Source organism: Aeromonas sp. R4-1, from assembly GCF_040908325.1.
Classification (GTDB): domain Bacteria; phylum Pseudomonadota; class Gammaproteobacteria; order Enterobacterales; family Aeromonadaceae; genus Aeromonas; species Aeromonas veronii.
In genome coordinates, this window is sequence record NZ_JBFODM010000089.1 from 1 (window position 1) to 19,093 (window position 19,093).

At 57.1% G+C, this 19,093-nt stretch carries 14 protein-coding genes; 10 read left to right on the forward strand and 4 right to left on the reverse strand.

The window, feature by feature from the left end; genetic code table 11:
• The first annotated feature begins 241 nt into the window (after positions 1-241).
• From AB5Y90_RS16810 to AB5Y90_RS16845, 8 genes are all read left to right on the forward strand, one after another.
• Complete coding sequence (locus AB5Y90_RS16810; protein WP_257688027.1) at positions 242-763, forward strand: curlin; 522 nt, start codon at positions 242-244, stop codon at positions 761-763.
• Between the two features lie 34 nt (positions 764-797).
• Positions 798-2,249, forward strand: coding sequence for a curlin (locus AB5Y90_RS16815; RefSeq protein ID WP_236367703.1), 1,452 nt, complete (start codon positions 798-800; stop codon positions 2,247-2,249).
• 110 nt (positions 2,250-2,359) lie between these two features.
• Positions 2,360-2,674 carry a hypothetical protein gene (locus tag AB5Y90_RS16820; RefSeq protein WP_307896145.1) on the forward strand — a complete coding sequence of 105 codons (315 nt, stop codon included), beginning with the start codon at positions 2,360-2,362 and terminating at the stop codon, positions 2,672-2,674.
• A gap of 89 nt (positions 2,675-2,763) precedes the next feature.
• Positions 2,764-5,592, forward strand: a complete 2,829-nt coding sequence (gene uvrA / locus AB5Y90_RS16825; protein ID WP_257688024.1) for an excinuclease ABC subunit UvrA — start codon at positions 2,764-2,766, stop codon at positions 5,590-5,592.
• A 124-nt stretch (positions 5,593-5,716) separates the two neighbouring features.
• Positions 5,717-7,390 carry a diguanylate cyclase gene (locus AB5Y90_RS16830; RefSeq protein ID WP_257688023.1) on the forward strand — a complete coding sequence of 558 codons (1,674 nt, stop codon included), beginning with the start codon at positions 5,717-5,719 and terminating at the stop codon, positions 7,388-7,390.
• Positions 7,391-7,848: 458 nt separating this feature from the next.
• Positions 7,849-8,463, forward strand: a complete 615-nt coding sequence (gene ompW / locus AB5Y90_RS16835) for an outer membrane protein OmpW (protein ID WP_047440178.1) — start codon at positions 7,849-7,851, stop codon at positions 8,461-8,463.
• Between the two features lie 222 nt (positions 8,464-8,685).
• Complete coding sequence (locus AB5Y90_RS16840; RefSeq protein WP_047440176.1) at positions 8,686-10,665, forward strand: methyl-accepting chemotaxis protein; 1,980 nt, start codon at positions 8,686-8,688, stop codon at positions 10,663-10,665.
• Positions 10,666-10,673: 8 nt separating this feature from the next.
• The gene (locus AB5Y90_RS16845; RefSeq protein ID WP_368167343.1) at positions 10,674-12,149 is read left to right on the forward strand and encodes an ABC transporter substrate-binding protein; all 1,476 of its coding nucleotides are present in this window, start codon (positions 10,674-10,676) and stop codon (positions 12,147-12,149) included.
• A 73-nt stretch (positions 12,150-12,222) separates the two neighbouring features.
• Here the strand turns inward: AB5Y90_RS16845 and AB5Y90_RS16850 are convergent, their stop codons facing one another.
• Positions 12,223-13,023 (reverse strand): GNAT family N-acetyltransferase, encoded by an 801-nt coding sequence (locus tag AB5Y90_RS16850; protein WP_368167345.1) that lies wholly within the window; start codon positions 13,021-13,023, stop codon positions 12,223-12,225.
• A 329-nt stretch (positions 13,024-13,352) separates the two neighbouring features.
• On the opposite strand from AB5Y90_RS16850, the gene metF reads away from it, so the two are divergent.
• Positions 13,353-14,243, forward strand: a complete 891-nt coding sequence (gene metF / locus AB5Y90_RS16855) for a methylenetetrahydrofolate reductase (RefSeq protein ID WP_005340191.1) — start codon at positions 13,353-13,355, stop codon at positions 14,241-14,243.
• A 69-nt stretch (positions 14,244-14,312) separates the two neighbouring features.
• On the opposite strand, the gene AB5Y90_RS16860 is transcribed toward metF, so the two are convergent.
• Both AB5Y90_RS16860 and AB5Y90_RS16865 read right to left on the reverse strand, forming a co-directional pair.
• A complete protein-coding gene (locus AB5Y90_RS16860) occupies positions 14,313-15,377 on the reverse strand; it encodes a DUF3103 family protein (protein WP_368167347.1) in 1,065 nt (354 codons plus the stop codon).
• Between the two features lie 122 nt (positions 15,378-15,499).
• Positions 15,500-16,675 (reverse strand): benzoate/H(+) symporter BenE family transporter, encoded by a 1,176-nt coding sequence (locus AB5Y90_RS16865; RefSeq protein WP_368167349.1) that lies wholly within the window; start codon positions 16,673-16,675, stop codon positions 15,500-15,502.
• A 105-nt stretch (positions 16,676-16,780) separates the two neighbouring features.
• On the opposite strand from AB5Y90_RS16865, the gene AB5Y90_RS16870 reads away from it, so the two are divergent.
• Positions 16,781-17,350, forward strand: coding sequence for a helix-turn-helix domain-containing protein (locus AB5Y90_RS16870; protein WP_019445207.1), 570 nt, complete (start codon positions 16,781-16,783; stop codon positions 17,348-17,350).
• Positions 17,351-17,366: 16 nt separating this feature from the next.
• Here the strand turns inward: AB5Y90_RS16870 and AB5Y90_RS16875 are convergent, their stop codons facing one another.
• Positions 17,367-18,563, reverse strand: a complete 1,197-nt coding sequence (locus tag AB5Y90_RS16875) for an NnrS family protein (RefSeq protein ID WP_307896150.1) — start codon at positions 18,561-18,563, stop codon at positions 17,367-17,369.
• Positions 18,564-19,093 lie beyond the last annotated feature (530 nt).

Consider the following 19,093-nt stretch of genomic DNA (forward strand, 5'->3'; position numbering starts at 1 on the left):
AGGTGTTGAAAGGCTGGGGTATCCATGATGGTTGACCTCAAGGTGATGGCCTACTTCAAGATTAGCCTTTCAACACGTAATTGGGACAGAGCCATTTTTTTGGCCTCCATCGAATACGAATTAAGACTTTCTGCTCAGCGACAGGGCGGCGCTTTTCATCCTCGAATCAGCGGAGTGCCTGATAGGCCGCCTCTGGTCTGACAGGGATACTGTGGGCGTTTTCCAACAAGGCGATGGCGCGATGAAACACCTGTTGAGTGCTCTCTTTTTCCTGCTGATATCGGGCGCCCCGCAACTCGCCGCAGAGCCTGCCGTTTTCGACGAGCTGGCGATGGCAAGCGAGCTGGATTCCGGTCTGCAGAGCGATGGGAATCAGGCGCTGTTGTGGCAACTCGGTAGCGAGCAGCAACTGCACCTCACCCAGCAAGGGGAGCTGAATCAGGCGCGCCTGCTGCAACAGGGTTGGGCCAATGAGTTGGCGCTCTCCCAGGTGGGAGATGAGAACTGGGTCAATGGCGCGCAACTGGGCGAAGGCAATAGCGCCGAGCTCTATCAGGCGGGTATCAATAACCGGATTTGGCTGCTGCAACAAGGCAGCGGCAATGAAGCCTGGATCAGTCAGCAAGGGGCAGACAATCAGGCCCGGGCGATCCAGCTGGGTGATGGCAATCTGGCCAGCATCGAGCAAAACGGTAACGGATTGGCGGCAACCGTTATTCAGACGGGAGCCAATCAGCAAGTAAATGTCGTTCAAACCAACTGAGCCTAGGCTCAACCATTAGCACGAGAGGGAAATCATGTTTAAACGTACCATCATTGCCTCGGCAGTTCTTCTGGCGACCAGCACCGCCTGGGCGGCATCTACTGGCAATCAGGCTGAGGTGAACCAGGCCCAGAGCGGCAATACCGCCACCATTAACCAGGTGGTGGGAAGCGTCGATAACAAGGCTAACATCGATCAAGCTGGTAACGACAACACAGCTGTTACCACTCAAAAGAATACCGGCCAGTCAGATGCCGATACTCGGCAGGTAGGTGACCGCAACCGTGGTTACATCTTGCAACAAGGTGACACTAACCTCTCCAAAGCCTCCATCGATACAAAGGGGAACGACAACTTTGCTGATGTGATTCAGCAATTTGAGAATGGCGGTGCGGTTGCCGGGGTTGTGCAGGATGGGGAGAGCAACGACGCCAAGATCAAGCAAGATAATGGTGACGGAGCTGACTCCATGATCACTCAAATCTCGGATGGTAATCAGGCTGTCATTAATAACCAGATATCCGATTTCGCTCGGGCGAGTGTACAGCAGCTAGAAGGGGGGGCTCACAAGGCTGACGTGACCCAGACAGCGGCTGATGGAGCCAACGCCGAAGTGGTACAACGTGGAGAGAGCAATATCACCAAGGTGCTGCAGGCAACCGGTAACTATGACTATGCACCGGCGGAAGGAACATCTGCAGTGGTGACTCAGAGTGGTTCTTTGAACAATGCAGACGTCACTCAATACGATAGTGCCAACGTAGCGACTGTTGAGCAAAGTGGAACCGGCGGTAAGGTGGTGACCCTGCAACAAGGATCTGATGCTGGGGAGGGCAACCACCTGCTGGCAAAACAGAGTGGTAGCAGCGAGTTTGCTGAGTTGAAACAAGATGGTAATCGCAACCGTATTGAGACCGACCAGCAAGGTACTGGCAATGATGCCTTGATCAACCAGACAGGTGATGACAACAAGGCCGTGGTCAATCAGTTAGCCAGCAGTACCGATGGTGCGGTCACCATTGATCAGGTAGGCAATGACAACTATGCCAATGCAGTGCAACAAGCAGGCAGCGGCAATACCATCGATATCGACCAGAACGGAACTGGCAACCAGGTTGCATCTGCTCGTGATGGTGAAGGCAAAGGCGCATGGACCTGGGGCTCGGACAACGAGCTGGTCGTTGCTCAGAAAGGTACTGACAACTGGGCTTATGCCGATGCGTCTCACTCTGAGTCTGTGGTCAAAGTGAGCCAGGATGGTGAGCTGAACAATGCCAAGGTTGAGTCCTACTTGGGTAGCGAGAACAAACTCACCGTGACCCAGAACGGCGCTGAGCACGAGGCTAATGTCTACGTCAATGCTGGGGTTGGTGGGGGGCGCAACACCGTTGATGTGGTGCAAAACGAAAGCTTCAATACTGCCAATGTGACCGTATTGGGCAGCGATAACCGTGCCTATGTCTATCAGGGTTCTGGTAGCAACTGATGGTTATCTCCGGATTCAGGGGCCTGCGGGCCCCTCTTTTATTGGTGCTGCTCTGTGGGTTGATGCTGGTTCCTCGCGTTGCCTCACCAGCGAGCGCAAAAGAAACCGAGATGGAACCCGATCCATCTATCCGTTTGTCCCTCAATATGGTGCAGAGCGAGCAGGGGCTGTCACTTTCCCCGAGTCTGCTCAGCAAGAGCGACGTGACGGTGAGCTTCAGGTTGTTGGTGCATAGCGAAGGGGCCGCCGGGAGCACGATTCAGCGCCAGAGCCGTAATCTGTCGCTGCAGGCTGGAGTGGTCATGGCGGCTGGCAAAATAGGGCTGGGTTTGCGTTGCCCCTATCGGGTCGAGGTCACCGCCCGGATATGGCAAAACGAGCGTCTGTTGGTGGAGAAAAATGAGCAGATGGCGTGCGCCGGATGATGCGCATTTCCTCTCATGACTGTCTATTCATCCAGTAGTCTCTATGCCATACTGACTCGCTCAGGTTTCTGTATCGAGCGTGCAACAAGATGGAAAAGATCGTGGTCCGGGGTGCTCGCACCCACAACCTCAAGAACATCAATCTGACCCTGCCCCGCGACAAGCTGATCGTGGTCACCGGCCTCTCCGGTTCGGGCAAATCCTCTCTGGCGTTCGATACCCTCTATGCCGAGGGGCAGCGCCGCTATGTGGAGTCCCTCTCCGCCTATGCCCGCCAGTTCCTCTCCCTGATGGAGAAGCCGGACGTTGACCATATCGAGGGGCTCTCGCCCGCCATCTCCATCGAGCAGAAGTCCACCTCCCACAACCCGCGCTCGACCGTCGGTACCATCACCGAGATATACGACTACCTGCGTCTGCTGTTTGCCCGGGTCGGTGAGCCCCGCTGTCCGACCCACGCCATTCCGCTCGCCGCCCAGACAATCAGTCAGATGGTGGATCAGGTGCTGGCTCAACCGGAGGGGAGCAAGCTGATGCTGCTGGCCCCGGTGGTGCGCGATCGCAAGGGGGAACACACCAAGCTGCTGGAGAATCTGGCGGCCCAGGGCTACATCCGTGCCCGTATCGACGGCGAGGTGTGCGACCTCTCCGATCCTCCGACGCTGGAGCTGCACAAGAAGCACACCATCGAGGTGGTGGTGGATCGCTTCAAGGTGCGCGAGGACCTTGCCTTGCGTTTGGCCGAGTCGTTCGAGACGGCGCTGACCCTCTCCGGCGGCATCGTGCTGGTAGTGCCAATGGACGGGGAAGAGGGGGTTGCCCCCATGACCTTCTCCGCCAACTTCGCCTGCCCGGAGTGTGGCTACTCCATGTCGGAGCTGGAGCCGCGCATCTTCTCCTTCAACAATCCGGCCGGTGCCTGCCCGACTTGTGACGGCCTCGGGGTGCAGCAATATTTCGATCCTGCCAAGGTGATCGGCGATCCGGCCATCAGTCTGGCCAACGGCGCCATCCGAGGTTGGGACAAGCGCAGCTTCTACTACTTCCAGATGCTGAAATCCCTCTCCGAGCACTACAAGTTCGATCTGGAGACGCCGTGGGAGGATCTGCCGGTCAAGACTCAGGAGGTGATCCTGCGCGGCTCCGGTCGCACCGAGATCGAGTTCCGTTACATGAACGATCGCGGCGACGTGGTGGTGCGCAAGCACCCGTTCGAGGGGATCCTGCACAACATGGAGCGGCGCTACCGGGAGACCGAGTCCAACTCGGTGCGTGAAGAGCTCTCCAAATACATCGCCAACAAATCCTGTACCAGCTGCGGTGGTAGCCGACTGCGGGAGGAGGCACGCCACGTCTTCGTCGACAACCGCAACCTGCCGGCCATCGCCGAGCAGTCCATCGGCGATGCGCTCGCCTTCTTCGAGGGACTTAACCTCACTGGCCAGCGCGCCCAGATTGCCGAGAAGATATTGAAAGAGATCGTCGAGCGGCTCGGCTTCCTGGTGAACGTCGGTCTCAACTATCTGAGCCTGTCCCGCAGTGCCGAGACCCTCTCAGGCGGCGAAGCGCAGCGCATCCGACTGGCCAGCCAGATCGGGGCCGGGCTGGTGGGCGTCATGTACGTACTGGACGAGCCCTCCATCGGTCTGCATCAGCGCGACAACGAGCGGTTGCTCAAGACCCTCACCCATCTGCGCGATCTCGGCAACACGGTGATCGTGGTGGAGCACGACGAGGATGCCATTCGCCTCGCCGACCATGTGCTGGATATCGGCCCGGGGGCGGGTGTACACGGTGGCGAGATTGTTGCGCAGGGCACCCCCCAGCAGATTATCGACAATCCGGAGTCGCTGACCGGTGACTACCTCTCCGGTCGCAAGCAGATCGCCATTCCGGCCGAGCGCACGCCGCTCACCGGCAAGTGGTTGAAACTCAAGGGGGCAAGCGGCAACAACTTGCGCAACGTCAATCTTGATCTGCCCATCGGGGTGATGACCTGCGTCACTGGCGTCTCCGGCTCCGGCAAGTCGACCCTGATCAACGACACCCTGTTCCGCATCGCTCATCGCGAGCTCAACAAGGCCACCGAGTCCACCCCGGCACCCTATCGCAGCGTCGAGGGGCTGGAGCATCTGGACAAGGTAGTGGACATCGACCAGAGCCCTATCGGCCGCACCCCGCGCTCCAACCCGGCGACTTACACCGGCCTGTTCACCCCGATCCGCGAGCTGCTCTCCGGCACTCAGGAGGCGCGCTCGCGCGGCTACCAGCCGGGCCGCTTCTCCTTCAACGTGAAGGGAGGGCGCTGCGAGGCGTGCCAGGGGGATGGGGTCATCAAGGTGGAGATGCACTTCCTGCCGGATGTCTACGTGCCGTGTGACGTCTGCAAGGGCAAGCGCTACAACCGCGAGACCCTGGAGGTGAAATACAAGGGCAAGAACATCCACGAGATCCTCGAGATGACGGTGGAGGACGCCCGCGAGTTCTTCGATCCGGTGCCGGCGGTGGCGCGCAAGCTGCAAACTCTGATGGATGTGGGCCTCTCCTATATCCGGCTTGGCCAGTCGGCCACTACCCTCTCGGGCGGCGAGGCGCAGCGGGTCAAGCTGGCGCGCGAGCTCTCCAAGCGGGATACCGGTCAGACCCTCTACATACTGGACGAGCCGACCACCGGGTTGCACTTCCACGATATCCAGCAATTGCTCAAGGTGCTGCACCAGCTGCGGGATCGCGGCAACACCATCGTCATCATCGAGCACAATCTGGATGTGGTAAAAACTGCCGACTGGATCGTCGATCTGGGGCCGGAGGGGGGGGCCGGTGGTGGCCGTATTCTGGTGACGGGGACGCCGGAGGAGATTTGCAATAATGGCGAGTCTCACACGGCGCGTTTTTTGCGCCCGCTATTGACGCGATAAGTCGTTATAATCGAAGGGGCCTTTGGCCCCTTTTTTACTATGAATATCGGACATATGAAGGGGCAGCTCGTGTGAGGTGGGTTGGCTGGGTATCACGACATCATGGTAATGGATATATCAGGTTATGGCTCAGGCTCCGCGTACGATTGATCATCAGTTGGCTTACTCCATGCTCCCTATCTGGTTGGGCGCTATTTTGCTGTTATTGATCCTGTTAGCGTGGGCCCAGATCCCTGCTGCCACCCGGATTGAAGAGCAGCGCATGAAGGAGCACTTGCTGCGAATGAGCAGTGCGGTGCAGTCCGATGTGGCAGCACTGGATGCTTTCAGTCGGGATTGGGGCATTTGGGATGACAGCCATCGTTTTATGATCGGCAGAAGCCGGGAATATATTGATTCCAACCTGCTCAATGATATGCCGATGCGGGACTTTCGCCTCAATCTGATGAGTTTCATGGATCTCACCGGCTACGAGATCTGGACCCGGACCCTGCTACCCGATGCGCCCGGCATCAATCATGATCAGTTTCCCTATTTCCTTGATGATCTGAAAAAGCAGTTGAGAGCGCAATCTGTGGCGCAAGGAGGTATCAACTTGCACGGCATTAGCGCCTCCCAATGGGGACCGCTGATGTACTCGTGGCAGCCGATCAGAGACAGTGACAACTCCGCCCCCTTCAACGGCTTCTTGCTGGTGGTGCGCTGGCTTGATGAAGAGTATCTCCAGCAGCTCTCTGAGCGTACCGCGTTGCCACTGGCGATCTCAGACACCAATCTGAATATCGCAGCCACATTCAAACCGCTGAAACCGCAAGTGACCTACCGCCTGATTGACCTGGGGCTGGATCGGCTGAGGGGGGAGGTACGTCTGCTTAACAGTGATAACCAGCCGGTGCTGACTCTGGTGATTGAGGAGGAGAGAAAGATCTTGAGTGGCGTCATGGAGGGGGCGCTCTGGACCTTTATCGGCATGCTGTTTATCAGTTTTATCTGCGTCATGATCGCCATGTATCGGCTCAATAGCATTGTGCTTACCCCGTTGCAGCAGCTGGTGTCGGCGCTGCAACGCTTTGGCGATCGGCCAGATGCCACCTTGATCCCCTATATCGACAGCAGCGCCGAGATGGCGACCCTGAGCGGCAAGTTCAAGGAGATGGCCAGCAAGGTCAGTCAGCAACACGATGATTTGTTGGAAAAATCCAGCCAGATGGAGATGGCTGCATTCACCGACCCCTTGACCCGTTGTTTCAATCGTCGCTATCTCGATGGCTGGTTGCAGGCCAACCGGGCCAAACCTTGTCTGTTATTGCTGCTGGATCTGGATCATTTCAAGCGGATTAATGACCGCCTTGGCCATGACATCGGGGATCTGGTGCTGAAACAGTTGGCGGATCTGCTGCGCAAGGTGGTGACAGGAGAGCGCGAGCCTATCATCCGGCTGGGCGGGGAGGAGTTCTTGTTGCTGTTGCAGGTGGATGACGAGCAAGAGTTGGCGCTGCGGGTCGAATATCTGCGCCAGCGTGTCGCTCAGCACCGCTTTGGCAGAGAGGATGCGCCACTCTGGTTGACGGTGTCGCTGGGGTTCTGCCGCTATCCGTTGCACCCGGAGTACACGGATTCATTCTGGAGTCATAGCTTCAAACTGGCGGACATGGCGCTGTATCAGGCCAAAGTTGGTGGGCGAAATCGGTGGTGTGGCTACGCTGGTACCCTCTCTGCGGAGGGCATGGGCCAGACTCCGGAGCAGCTTGCTGAAGGGGGGAATATCACCCTGCTGCACTCTGTCAACCCGGATTAACCCTGCCGTACCAATACCAGATAGGCCAGGGCGACAATAAAACCGAGCAGGATAAAGAGAAAGGATCCGATTCCCCACACGGCCGCGAGAAAGGCCCCCACCTTTTGCCATTTCGACTCATTTTTCATAAATAAACCATTACTTCCCAGTAACTTGTATGGCGCAAAAAATACGCTTATTTGCCCATGTTAACAACAATTAATAGCCGCTCTGCCGCGCAATAAGATGTGGTTTGCTTGCTTCTTTTGGCGCTGGATGCGGGTAGTTACAACCTGTCGAAACAGGCATTTCGGCTTGTTGTCTGGGGACTCAACGAGATTGGGATGGCGCGCAAAGATGTCACACCAATCGATTTATTTCTGTGCAACCTTTGCTTCAAGTCAATAACTTTGCATTTACAAGGGCATATAGTCAGCGGGCTTACAGCATCAAATGAAAACAAAAAAAGGGATTACGTGATGAAAAAATTACTTCCTCTGATGATTGCCGCTGCAGTGACCTCTCCTTTCGCCATGGCCCATCAGGCTGGCGATATTCTGGTTCGTGGTGGTTTGGCCATCGTTTCTCCTCAGGAGAGCAGTGATGATGTGCTTAACACTGGTGAGTTTCAGATTGATAGCAATCAACAGCTTGGCCTGACCCTCGGTTATATGATCACCGACAACTGGGGGGTTGAGTTGTTGGCTGCAACTCCATTCTCCCATAGAGTGAGTACTCGCGATCTTGGTGAGATTGCCAAGGTTAAACATCTGCCTCCAACATTGATGGCCCAGTACTATTTTGGCGATGCCCAGAGCAAGGTTCGTCCTTATGTTGGTGTCGGTATCAACTACACCACCTTCTTTGACGAGAAGGGTGTTGGCAAACTGGATGGCGCCAATATCAGTCTTGATGACTCATGGGGATTGGCGGGCCAGGTTGGTATCGATATGGCTGTGACCGACCGCTGGTTTGTGAACGGTTCTGCCTGGATTATGGACATTGACACTGATGTCAAAGTCGATGGCGTTGGCACTTTTAAAACACATATCGACCCGATGGCCTTTATGGTGGGTGTTGGCTACCGCTTCTAATGATTCTGACTGCGGTTCTGAACGGACCGCGGAAGATAGCAAAGTACGTCTCTTTCAGCCCGGCTTGTGCCGGGCTTTTTTCGTATGGCTGATTTTGTCTGTACTGTGATCCAACCCGATACAAATCAATTAAATACCTGCCGCTTTATTTCAGTTATTCGCCACGCCTGCCGATAGTGACTATGTTCACTTTACCTTCCCCCAATGAGTGAGGATGTCTCCATGGGCTTATCTATCGTGCAGCGGATCATCGCCGGATTCGTGTTGATGCTGCTATTGCTGATCCTGCTTGGTGTGATCAGTACCTTTAAAATCAAGGGTATAAATGACGGCCTCTCTGCCGTATCTGACCGGGCAACCCCGCTGGTGGTGGCTGTCGCAGGTCTCAAGGGGGCACTGCAGGATAGTAACCGCTGGGTGCTTGTCTACCGCACCAGTGAAGATGCCGCCCAGTTGCCGCAGCTGGCCAATCAGTTCAAGGAGCAGCAGAACCGCTTCGCCCTGCTGAGTCAGGAGATGGGGAAATTTACCGACGTAGCGGATGCTCGTGCCCGCTTCCAGCAGGTCGAGAGTGCTACCACCCAATTTTATGGTTTGGCGGATCAGGTGTTGGCACAGCATCGACAGTGGGTCAGTGCACTGGAGCAGCGCCACAAGCTGGAGATGGAATTTATCCGCCTTGAGGATACCTACCAGTGGGCGGCGGATCTGCTGTTGCAACAGACTGCCAGCAAGCGCTCCATGCGCAACAAGGCGGAGCTCATTACCTCGGGTATCGCCCGCGACCTGAAGAATATCCGTCGTGCCGATGCCAAAACCGACCTGAACGAGCTGGAAAAGGTACTCAGCAAGGATATCGAGATGGCCCGCAAGCGGTTGGAGCGGGTGCTGGTGCCTGATGATGTGAAAGCGCGCTTTGTCTCCAATCTGGATCGGATGCAGGAGCTGGCGCTTGGCGCTCAGGGCTTGTTGGCGACCATGCGTCAGGCTCAGCAACTGGCGCTGTCGCTGGCCACGCAAAATCAGCAGCTGGATGCCAGTCTGGTCAACAGCCTCAATTTGCTCGATGAGATGGGCAAGTCTGCCGGAGCCATCGCCAGCGATAGCCGGATCAACGCCGATGCGGCGGTCAGCAGTGCCAGCTTCTGGATCCTGGTGGTTGCCGCGATGTCGGCCGCTGCGGCGCTGGTGATCGGCTATACCACGGCGCGCAGCATTCAGCGCCCGTTGCAGATGATCAACAAGGAGCTCGATTACATGGCGGCCGGTGATATGACCCGCCGCATCAACTACCGCAGCAGTTGCGAATTTGGCAGCCTTTCCCGCTCTATCGATACGCTGGCGGGCAAGACCGGTGAGCTGCTCTCTCAAATCAATGCAGGCTCCCGCCATCTGGTGGATGAGGCGAGCCGCGCCGCCGAGATCAGCGAACGGGCCATGTCCCGGGTGCAAGAGCAGAAGAGCCAGACCGATCAGGTGGCCGCCGCCATTACCGAGCTGGAAGTGAGCGCCACCGAGGTGGCCCGCTCTACCGATGGTACCAAGCGGGAAGTGGATCAGGCCGATGAAGAGGCGCGCAATGGGCGCCAGAAAGTGGCCACCACTCGCCGGATCACCGAGCAGCTGGCTGGTGCCATGGAAGAGGCGGTCGGGATCACCTACAAGCTGGGCGAATTCAGCAACAACATCGGCAGCATTCTCGATGTGATCCGCAGCATCGCCGAGCAGACCAACCTGCTGGCCTTGAACGCAGCCATCGAAGCGGCCCGTGCTGGCGATGCCGGCCGCGGTTTTGCGGTGGTGGCCGATGAGGTGCGGGCGCTGGCTAATCGCACCCAGACGTCGACCGAAGAGATCCAGGGGATGATTGAGAACCTGCAAAGCTCCAGCAAGCATGTGGTTGAAGTGATGGGGCGTAGCCAGGAGCAGACCCAGAGCTGTGTTGAGCAGACCCGCGAGATGGATGTGGCGCTGCAATCCATTGCCGATCGGATGGGTGCCATCAAGTCGATGGCTGATCAGGTGGCCCATGCCGCTCAGGAGCAGATCTCCGTCAGTCAGGGGGTCGCTCGTCATATCGCCGGTATTGCCGATGTGGCATACGAGACCGAGCGGGAGGCGCGCGAATCCGCCAGCAGCAGCGAAGTGCTGGCCGATCTGGTCGCCAAACAGCAGCAATTGATCGCACATTTCAAGGTCTAGGAGGGCTTATGTCTAAAAAGTGGATTGGAGCCCTGAGTCTCCTGTTGTGTGGCCAGCTGATGGCCAGCGAGCTTGTGATTGAAAGCTGGCGAACCGATGACAAGGCGTTGTGGGAGCAGAAGATTATCCCGGCGTTTGAAGCGGCGCATCCCGGCATCAAGGTGAGTTTTCATCCGGTGCAGAACGTCAACTACATGCCCACCCTGTGGGAGAGCCTGAAAGGCGGTAAGGCGGGGGATCTCATTACCTGTCGTCCGTTTGATGACTCGCTCGCCCTGTTCAAGGCGGGCCATCTGGCCGAGCTGACCGAAATGGCGGGGATGGAGAACTTCCCGAGTTTTGCTCAGTCACCCTGGCAGACGGATTCCGGTGCCCAGACCTTCTGCGTCCCCATGGCCTCGGTGATCCATGGCTTCTTCTATAACAAGAAGATCTTCAGTGAGTTGGGGCTCACCTTGCCGCAAACCCGCGATCAGTTCTTCGCCGTGCTGGACAAGATCAAGGCCGACGGTCGCTATGTGCCGCTGGCCATGAGTGGTTCCGAGAGCTGGGTTGCCTCCGAACTGGGGTTCCAGAACATTGGCCCCAACTACTGGAAGGGGGAGGACGGCCGTCTGGCACTTATCGGCGGGCAGGAGCGGTTGGACAACCCCCAATATGTGAAGGTGTTCGACGAGCTGGCCCGCTGGCGTTCCTACCTCGGTGAAGGTGGCGAGAGCCGCGATTATGCGACCAGCAACGAGCTGTTTACCTCGGGCAAGGCCGCCTTCTACGTGGCGGGCTCCTGGGAGATTGCTCCCTTCACCGGCAAGGTCGATTTTGGCGTCATGCGCCCGCCGGTGGCCAAACAGGGTGATGGCTGTTTCTTTACCGACCACACCGATATCGGTATGGGGATGAACCCGGCCAGCAAGAACAAAGAGGGGGCGATGGCTTTCCTGCAGTGGCTGACGACGCCGCAATTTGCCGATCTCTATACCAACTCGCTGCCGGGATTCTTCTCCCTCTCCAACCACTTCTTCGATGTCACCAATCCGGCGGCCAAAGAGATGATGGAGTGGCGCGATCAGTGTGACTCGACCATTCGGGTGGCGACCCAGATCTTCTCCCGTGGTACGCCCAAGTTGGGGGATGAACTGGCCGAGGTGAGTCAGGCTGTGTTGCTTGGCAAGATGGAGCCCAAAGCTGCCGCAAATCGACTGGAAGGTGGCTTGAAGGGCTGGTATGCCCCTCATCAGGGCAACAAGGCCAAGAGCGCGGATTGTCAGTGTGATACGGTTGCCCCTGCTCCTGCTCCAGTTTCAGCGCCGACGACTGAGGTGTCCGCAGCCCCCGAGACCAGTGAAACATCGGCCGTGGTGGCACCAGCTGTGACTCCCGCAGAACCCGCATCAGCGGCCGCTGCCCCATTACCGGCGCCGTCGGATGAGGTGGAGCAGGCGCTCTCCAACGAGCTGGAGGCGCCACAGCAGCCACAGCAATAGGTCATCTGCATCAATAAGAGCGGGAGGCATCAGCCTCCCGTTTTTTTATGGCTCGCGGCCAGCAGGTATCGCTTTATTGTGCTTCGTGGGGCCAGCGGCAGAGGCTGCCGATGCGGGCAACCGAGGCAAACCCCAGAGAGCGGTAAATGCGCTGGGCATGGTAATGCTCGTCAGCCACTATGATCAGCTGTTTGGCACGGGATAATCCTGCGCGAGCCACTTGACTCAGCAGCTGGCGGCATAACCCCTGGTTGCGCCACGCATGGTGCGTGCGTACCAATTGGAAGCGCCCAAGTGTGCCGCAAAAGAAGAGGCCACAGCTGGCGACCAGTTGTTCCTCTTTCCAGATCCCCCACCAGTCCCCGAGTCCATCGGCAATCATGGCCTGATAGAGCGCCTGGCGGGATCGCAGATAGGGGAGATAGCTCTGTTCCGAGTGTCCCTCATCCCGTTCATTGAGTTCGAAGTCGAGCCACTCAGGCCAATCAGCAGTAGTGAAGGTGCGTGCCTCAACCTTGTTCATGTCGTCGTGAGGAGGTGGGCAGCTCTGTTCATCCAGCGCCAGTACCACGCACTCCATATATTGGTATCCCGTTGCGACAAAACCGGCGATCCGGCTGTTTTGCCCGGCTGCCAGTGGCCATTGGAAGGTGCGGTGGCGCACTCGAGGATCTTGACCGATCAACTGATCGAATGCGGCTTCCAGCCAGCCTTTGTCACGGTCGCTGGGTGGGTTGGGGAGCAGCAGGTAGTTGCCGAAGTAGTAGTCGGGAGCATCCGGCGTGCGAACCGCCCAGAACTGATCGTGCTGAACAACCTCGCCCTGATAGCGATCGAACAGCAAGTCGGTGGCAAAGCCGGGGTGGGTATCCATGATGGTGCTCCTGCAAAGACTCATTCTGTTATCGGCAGGAGTGGGAAATAAATGAAAAGGGGCCGGAGAAACCTCCGGCCAAACAATCACACGCAGATTCAGAACGTCCAGGACGATCTGCCCCCATCATAACTCGACTGGGGCAATTTTGGGATGGGCACTTTTCGGTTACGTACCGTTAATTTTGTAAATATGAAGTTCGTCAGATCGGATGTGAGGTAAATCCCTGTTGACTTTGTGTCGTTTTGCTCATAAATATAAAGACGTTTAGACGTCCAAACATCCGTTTTGACGTAGGCAGATGGATTGCAGGACAGGGAGAAGAGCAGATGGGATTTCACAGTGCACGTCAGGTTGAGGCGCTCAACCAGAGCTTGGCAGATTTGAATGGCGATATATCGGTCAGTTTCGAGTTTTTTCCGCCCAACAGTGAAGGGATGGAGAATACCCTCTGGCAGTCCATCGAACGGCTGAAAGTGCTGGAACCCAAGTTCGTCTCTGTTACTTATGGCGCCAACTCCGGTACCCGTGATCGCACCCACAAGGTGATTAAGGACATCAAGGAGCGGACAGGCCTGATTGCGGCGCCGCACCTGACCTGTATCGATGCCAGCCGCGACGAGCTGCGCACCATCGCCCGCGACTACTGGAACAGCGGTATTCGTCATATCGTGGCTCTGCGCGGTGACTTGCCGCAGGGGCTGGAGAAACCGGATATGTATGCCACCGATCTGGTTGCCCTGCTCAAGTCAGAGGCGGACTTCGATATCTCGGTTGCCGCCTATCCGGAAGGTCACCCGGAGGCCAAGAGTGCGCAATCCGACCTGCTCAATCTCAAGCGCAAGATTGATGCCGGTGCCAACCGCGCCATCACTCAGTTCTTCTTCGATGTGGAAACGTATTTGCGCTTTCGGGATCGCTGCGCCGCTATCGGCATCGATGCTGAAATCGTGCCGGGGATCCTGCCGGTCTCCAACTATCAGACCCTGGCCAAGTTTGCCGGTTTTACCAACGTGAAGATCCCGCGCTGGATGCATCAGCGTTTCGAGGGGTTGGATAACGATCAGATGACTCGCAATCTGGTGGGGGCGAGCATCGCCATCGATCAGGTGCGCGTGCTGAGTCAGGAAGGGGTGAAGGATTTCCACTTCTATACCCTGAACCGCTCCGAGCTGACTTATGCCATCTGCCATACTCTGGGGGTTCGTCCCAAGGGTTGACCGGTGGTCACCGCGATAAAAGCAAAAAGCCAATGAGTTGCTCATTGGCTTTTTCGTTATGGCCGATTATCAAGGTCTGGTCGGGGCGATCTCTTTTGGCTCAAGATCGATAACCGCATTACCGGCAGCCCCCGTATACTGGCGATAGACCTGATCCTGCTCCAGTGTGTAGAAGGTATCCAGATAGTCGTCGTTGTTGGTCATCCAGGAGTCGGGCAGAGCCTTGACGATGCGACCGCCGAGATCGAGGAAGGGCAGGGCTTCCGGCACGCCACCCGCAGTAAAGCCGAGTTTGAGAGCTTCAATCAGCAGGGCGCTCAGCTCCTTGTAGTTGACGTTGTCATCCTGCTCCATCATCACCACATCGACGGCACCCCAGCGATAGCAATCCCAGTAAACCAGGATCTGGTTGGGGGTGTAGTCTGTGTTGTCATAGTCGAGGTAGGGCATGTCGACAATATCGACCACTGGTTCATCCCGACTGGGATTAACCCCTGCGACCACCGCATACACTTCGGCCGCGCCGAGAAGCCAGGGCTCCTGATCATCCTTCAGTCTGATCTTTTTCAGGATACTGGTCTTGAGTGGCGCCGTGCTGGCCGCCACTCGCGGAGCGCTTTGCAGATCCGCATCGGCCAGCGCTTTGCGCATTACCTTCAAGCCTGCGTTTTTGGCTTTGACGGGATCGGCTTCGACTACCAGAACCGGCCGGGCCGGTGCCTTGTCCACATCCAGATAGACGGGATTGCCAGCGCTGTCGAACGCTTCAATGGCGCTCCAGCTCTTCTCATCCCCACTAGGAACATAGGCGACCAGCGGTTCGACGCCCTGTTGCAGTGCGGCGGCCTGATCGGTGTTGGCCAGTCGCAACTGCATCAGTTGCTTGACCTCGCCATCCAGTCCTTGTCGGCTGATGGCCGCCTGGTTGGCCTCGCTCGCCTGCCGTTTAAGCCGTGGGCTGGCCTTCTGCAGCAGGTTGGGAAGCGGGCTCTGGTATTGCTGATTGCTCAGCAGGGGCAGCAGGTTTTTCTGCTGAAGTGCGAGCTGGCGAGCCAGCTCTCGATCCGTATCGGCAGCCTGGACGCTCGTAGTACCCAGTATGGCCAGTAGTAACAAGACAGCCTGATTTTTCATTTTTATTCTCCGTTGCATGGAACCTGACTGGGCACCATGTCCGGGAAGATTGGTGCCCTGGCACCACTTGAAGGAAATTAGTTTCACTTGTGAATCATTTTATCTGGATAGTGTGCAGAGGTTCACGGTTTGAGGTTCAATTGATTCCTTTGTCGATATGATTGGAACTGATAGATAGCCAGACCAATCAGCAGACCCCAGCAGGCTGCCGCGATGTCGAGCAGGCTGATCCCGGACGCGGTAATGATAAAGGTGAGCAGCGCAGCTTCTCGCGCTTCATCCTCTTGCAAGGCCGAGTGCAGGCTGCTGCCGATGGTGCCTAACAGGGCCAAACCAGCGACGCAAGTGACAAGGGCTGCCGGAAAGGCGCTAAACAGGGCCGCGACGGTTGCGCCGAAGCAGCCGGTCAGGAGATAAAAGCAACCCGCCCATACCGCAGCTGGCCAGCGGCGCTTGGTATCCGGGTCGACCTCTTTGCCCATGCAGATGGCGGCAGTGATGGCGGCCAGATTGAAGGCATAGCCGCCAAAAGGGGCGAGCAGCAGGCCAGTCAGGCCAGTCCAGCTGATCAGCGAGGAGGTGGAAGGCTGATAACCGTGGGCCCGCAAGATGGCAATTCCCGCCATGTTTTGCGATGTCATGGTGACAATGAACAGCGGCAGCGCGATACCAAACAGAGCATCAAGGGAGAAGGCTGGCCATGTCCAGACCGGGCTGGCGAGTTGCCAGTGAAGGGTGCCCAGTTGCAATCCCCCCCGCACGCTGCAGATCAGCATCCCCACTCCCAGTACCAGCACCATGGTATAGCGGGGCCAGAGATGACGCCCCAGCAGGAAGGCCAGCAGCAGGGTGCCAAGCAGCAAGGGATCTTGCGGGGCGACCTTGAACAGATCCAGCCCGAATCTGAGCAGTACGCCAGCCAGCATGGCGGCGGCCAGCGGAGCCGGGATATGTTTCATCAAGCGGTCGAACCAGCCGCTGATGCCACACAGAGTGATCAGCAGGGAGGAGATCACAAAGGCGCCGATCGCTTCCGCCAGAGTGAAGTTGCCCAGCGTGGCGATCAGCAGTGCCGCGCCCGGTGTGGACCAGGCGGTCAGTACGGGCATGCGGTAATAAAGAGAGAGGCCGATGCAGCTCACCCCCATGCCGATCCCCAGCGTCCAGAGCCAGGAGGCAACTTGGGCAGTATCAGCACCCGCTGCCGTGGCGGCCTGGATGATCAGGATGACGGAGCTGGTGTAGCCGACCATCACGGCGATAAAGCCTGCGACCAGATGGGGGAGGGCGAAGGGCATGACTCTTCCTCTTGGCGTTGTGACGCGCTGTGCGTTATTACGTACAATACTGTTTTGACTATATCGCTGTGCGCTATAGCGTACAAGAGTAATAAAGAGGCAGTTATGCAAGAGATGAGTCAGCATCTGGCTGCTCGACTGAAGGGGCTGCGCAGCGAGCGCGGCTGGAGCCTGGATGCCGCCGCGCGCGAAACGGGTGTCAGCAAGGCGATGCTGGGGCAGATTGAGCGGGGAGAGTCCAGCCCGACAGTGGCGACGCTGTGGAAGATAGCCACCGGTTTTCGAGTCTCATTTTCCAGTTTCATTGAGCCCACACCCGCCGCGCAGGCAGAGGTGCTCTATCGCACCGCCGATGCCATTCGCCAGCAGCCAGCGGGAGAGGGCATGCAAGTGGCCCCCCTCTTCCCTTATGAAAACCGGTTTGGCTTCGAATTGCTTGAGCTGACCCTGTTGCCGGGTTACCAGCGTGAATCCGAGCCCCATGAGCCGGGAGTGACCGAACATGTCATCGTCATAAGTGGCATGATGGAGGTGCTGGTGGAAGGGGAGTGGCGTTCATTGGTGCAAGGGGAGGCTGTGCGTTTTGCTGCCGACCGTCCCCACGGTTATCGCAATCTGGGCATAGCCCCGGCGATTTTCCACAACCTCATCCACTATCCGGTGGCAACACCCTGAACATGTTCCGCAGTCATCAACCCGGTCGACCATCTGCTCTGGGGCGGATCAGTATCGGGGTATAGACCCAGACAAACAGACCATAAGCAGCGATCCAGGCAAGCGCGCTGAGGTTCCAGCCATGCAGGGTATAAGCAGGCCAGAACAGCGGAATCGCCACCCGCATTGTAGCGGCAGCGATGACCAGGGCGAATGCGCCAGTGATCCTGCGTCCTATCAGCAAGGCCCGACCGCTATGGCCGAGGGAGACTCGCGCAATCATGCCCAGGATCATGGTGCCCATACAGCCTGCGCTGAGCAGGTGACTGGCCATCGACAACGTGATGGGCAGACCCGCGCTATGTGCCGCAAGGGCGAGCAGGCCAAGAGGGATAAACAGATAGGCGAGATGGAGTGACCACAGCAGGGGATGCGCAACGGTCGATGGCAGATGCCAACGCAGTTGTCGCCACAGATGCAAACTCGCCGCCACTATATAGAGAGGCACTATATATATGCTGGTGACCCATTGAGTGGGGAGCAGCAACCAGCAGAGCAAGATAAGCCACAGTGCCGCGAGCGCAGTCCGTTCCAGCCAGAGTAGAGGTGCAGCTTTCTCCTGACCGGTTGCCCGGGCGGTGAAGAACGGAATCACCCTTCCCCCCATCACGGCGATCAGGGTGGTAAACAACAGCACAGTGGTAATCAATAGGTGCTCAACGGTGGTCCAATCGGCCTGCCATAACCAGCTGGCACCATTGAGCAAGGTCAGTATCAGCAACAGGGGCACGAAGAAGAGGTTGCGCCATTGCCGGGTTATCAAGATAGGCTTGGCAAGGAACCAGGTGCAAAGCGGCAACCAGAGCAGGTCTGCCGCCATCAGGAGCGTATTCTCTTCACCCAGCCAGGGTAACAAGGTCCTTGGCAACATCCACAACCCCACCACCATTGCCAATGGCCAGCTCCGAATACCGGGATGGGCCGTCCAGTTCTGCACCGCGGTGAGCAGAAAGCCCGCGACGATGGCAGCCCCGAAACCAAACAGCATCTCATGACCATGCCACCAGGTCGGGTTGGCAATCCCTGGCAAGGTTAGCCAACCGTTGAGCTGCCCCAACCAGAACAACATGGCGACGGCCGCAAACAGAGCCCCGAACAAGAAGAAGGGTCGGAACCCCAAGCGGAACAGCGGGACGATTTGCTCTTCCTTATGGCTATCGAGGATTTGATGCATGAGGGCATTCCAATTGAACATTTGAGATGGCAATTATAAATTGGCTTTTCAAATGTTCAATTTAAATCCGGCAATAGTCAGAATTGATGCCATTTTGAGCAAAAAAAGAGGTGGTTGCTTGATATCTGAGCGAGCGAACTTTTTTGCTGAAAAAGTCCTTGTCATCCCAGCGCCGCTCCCTATAATGCGCCCCTACCAGCACGGCGGAACACGCCGAACTGATGAGCCAGCTTCCTTGTGAAGGCGGCGCCGAAAGAAAAGCGAAAGCAATCGCTTGACTTTCGAAGTGAGAGGCGTAATATGCGCCTCCTCAACGCGACAAGCGTGACGCTCTTTAACAATTTGAATCAAGCAATCTGTGTGGGCACTCACAGCATCGAACATCAAAAACAATTTTTGATTTTCAATGTCTGGTGAAGTGACCAAGNCGATTTCTTAGCAATAAGAAGTCGAACAGTTTATTTCAGCAATTCATTGAGCCGCTTTTCGAAGCAACCAAACTTAAATTGAAGAGTTTGATCATGGCTCAG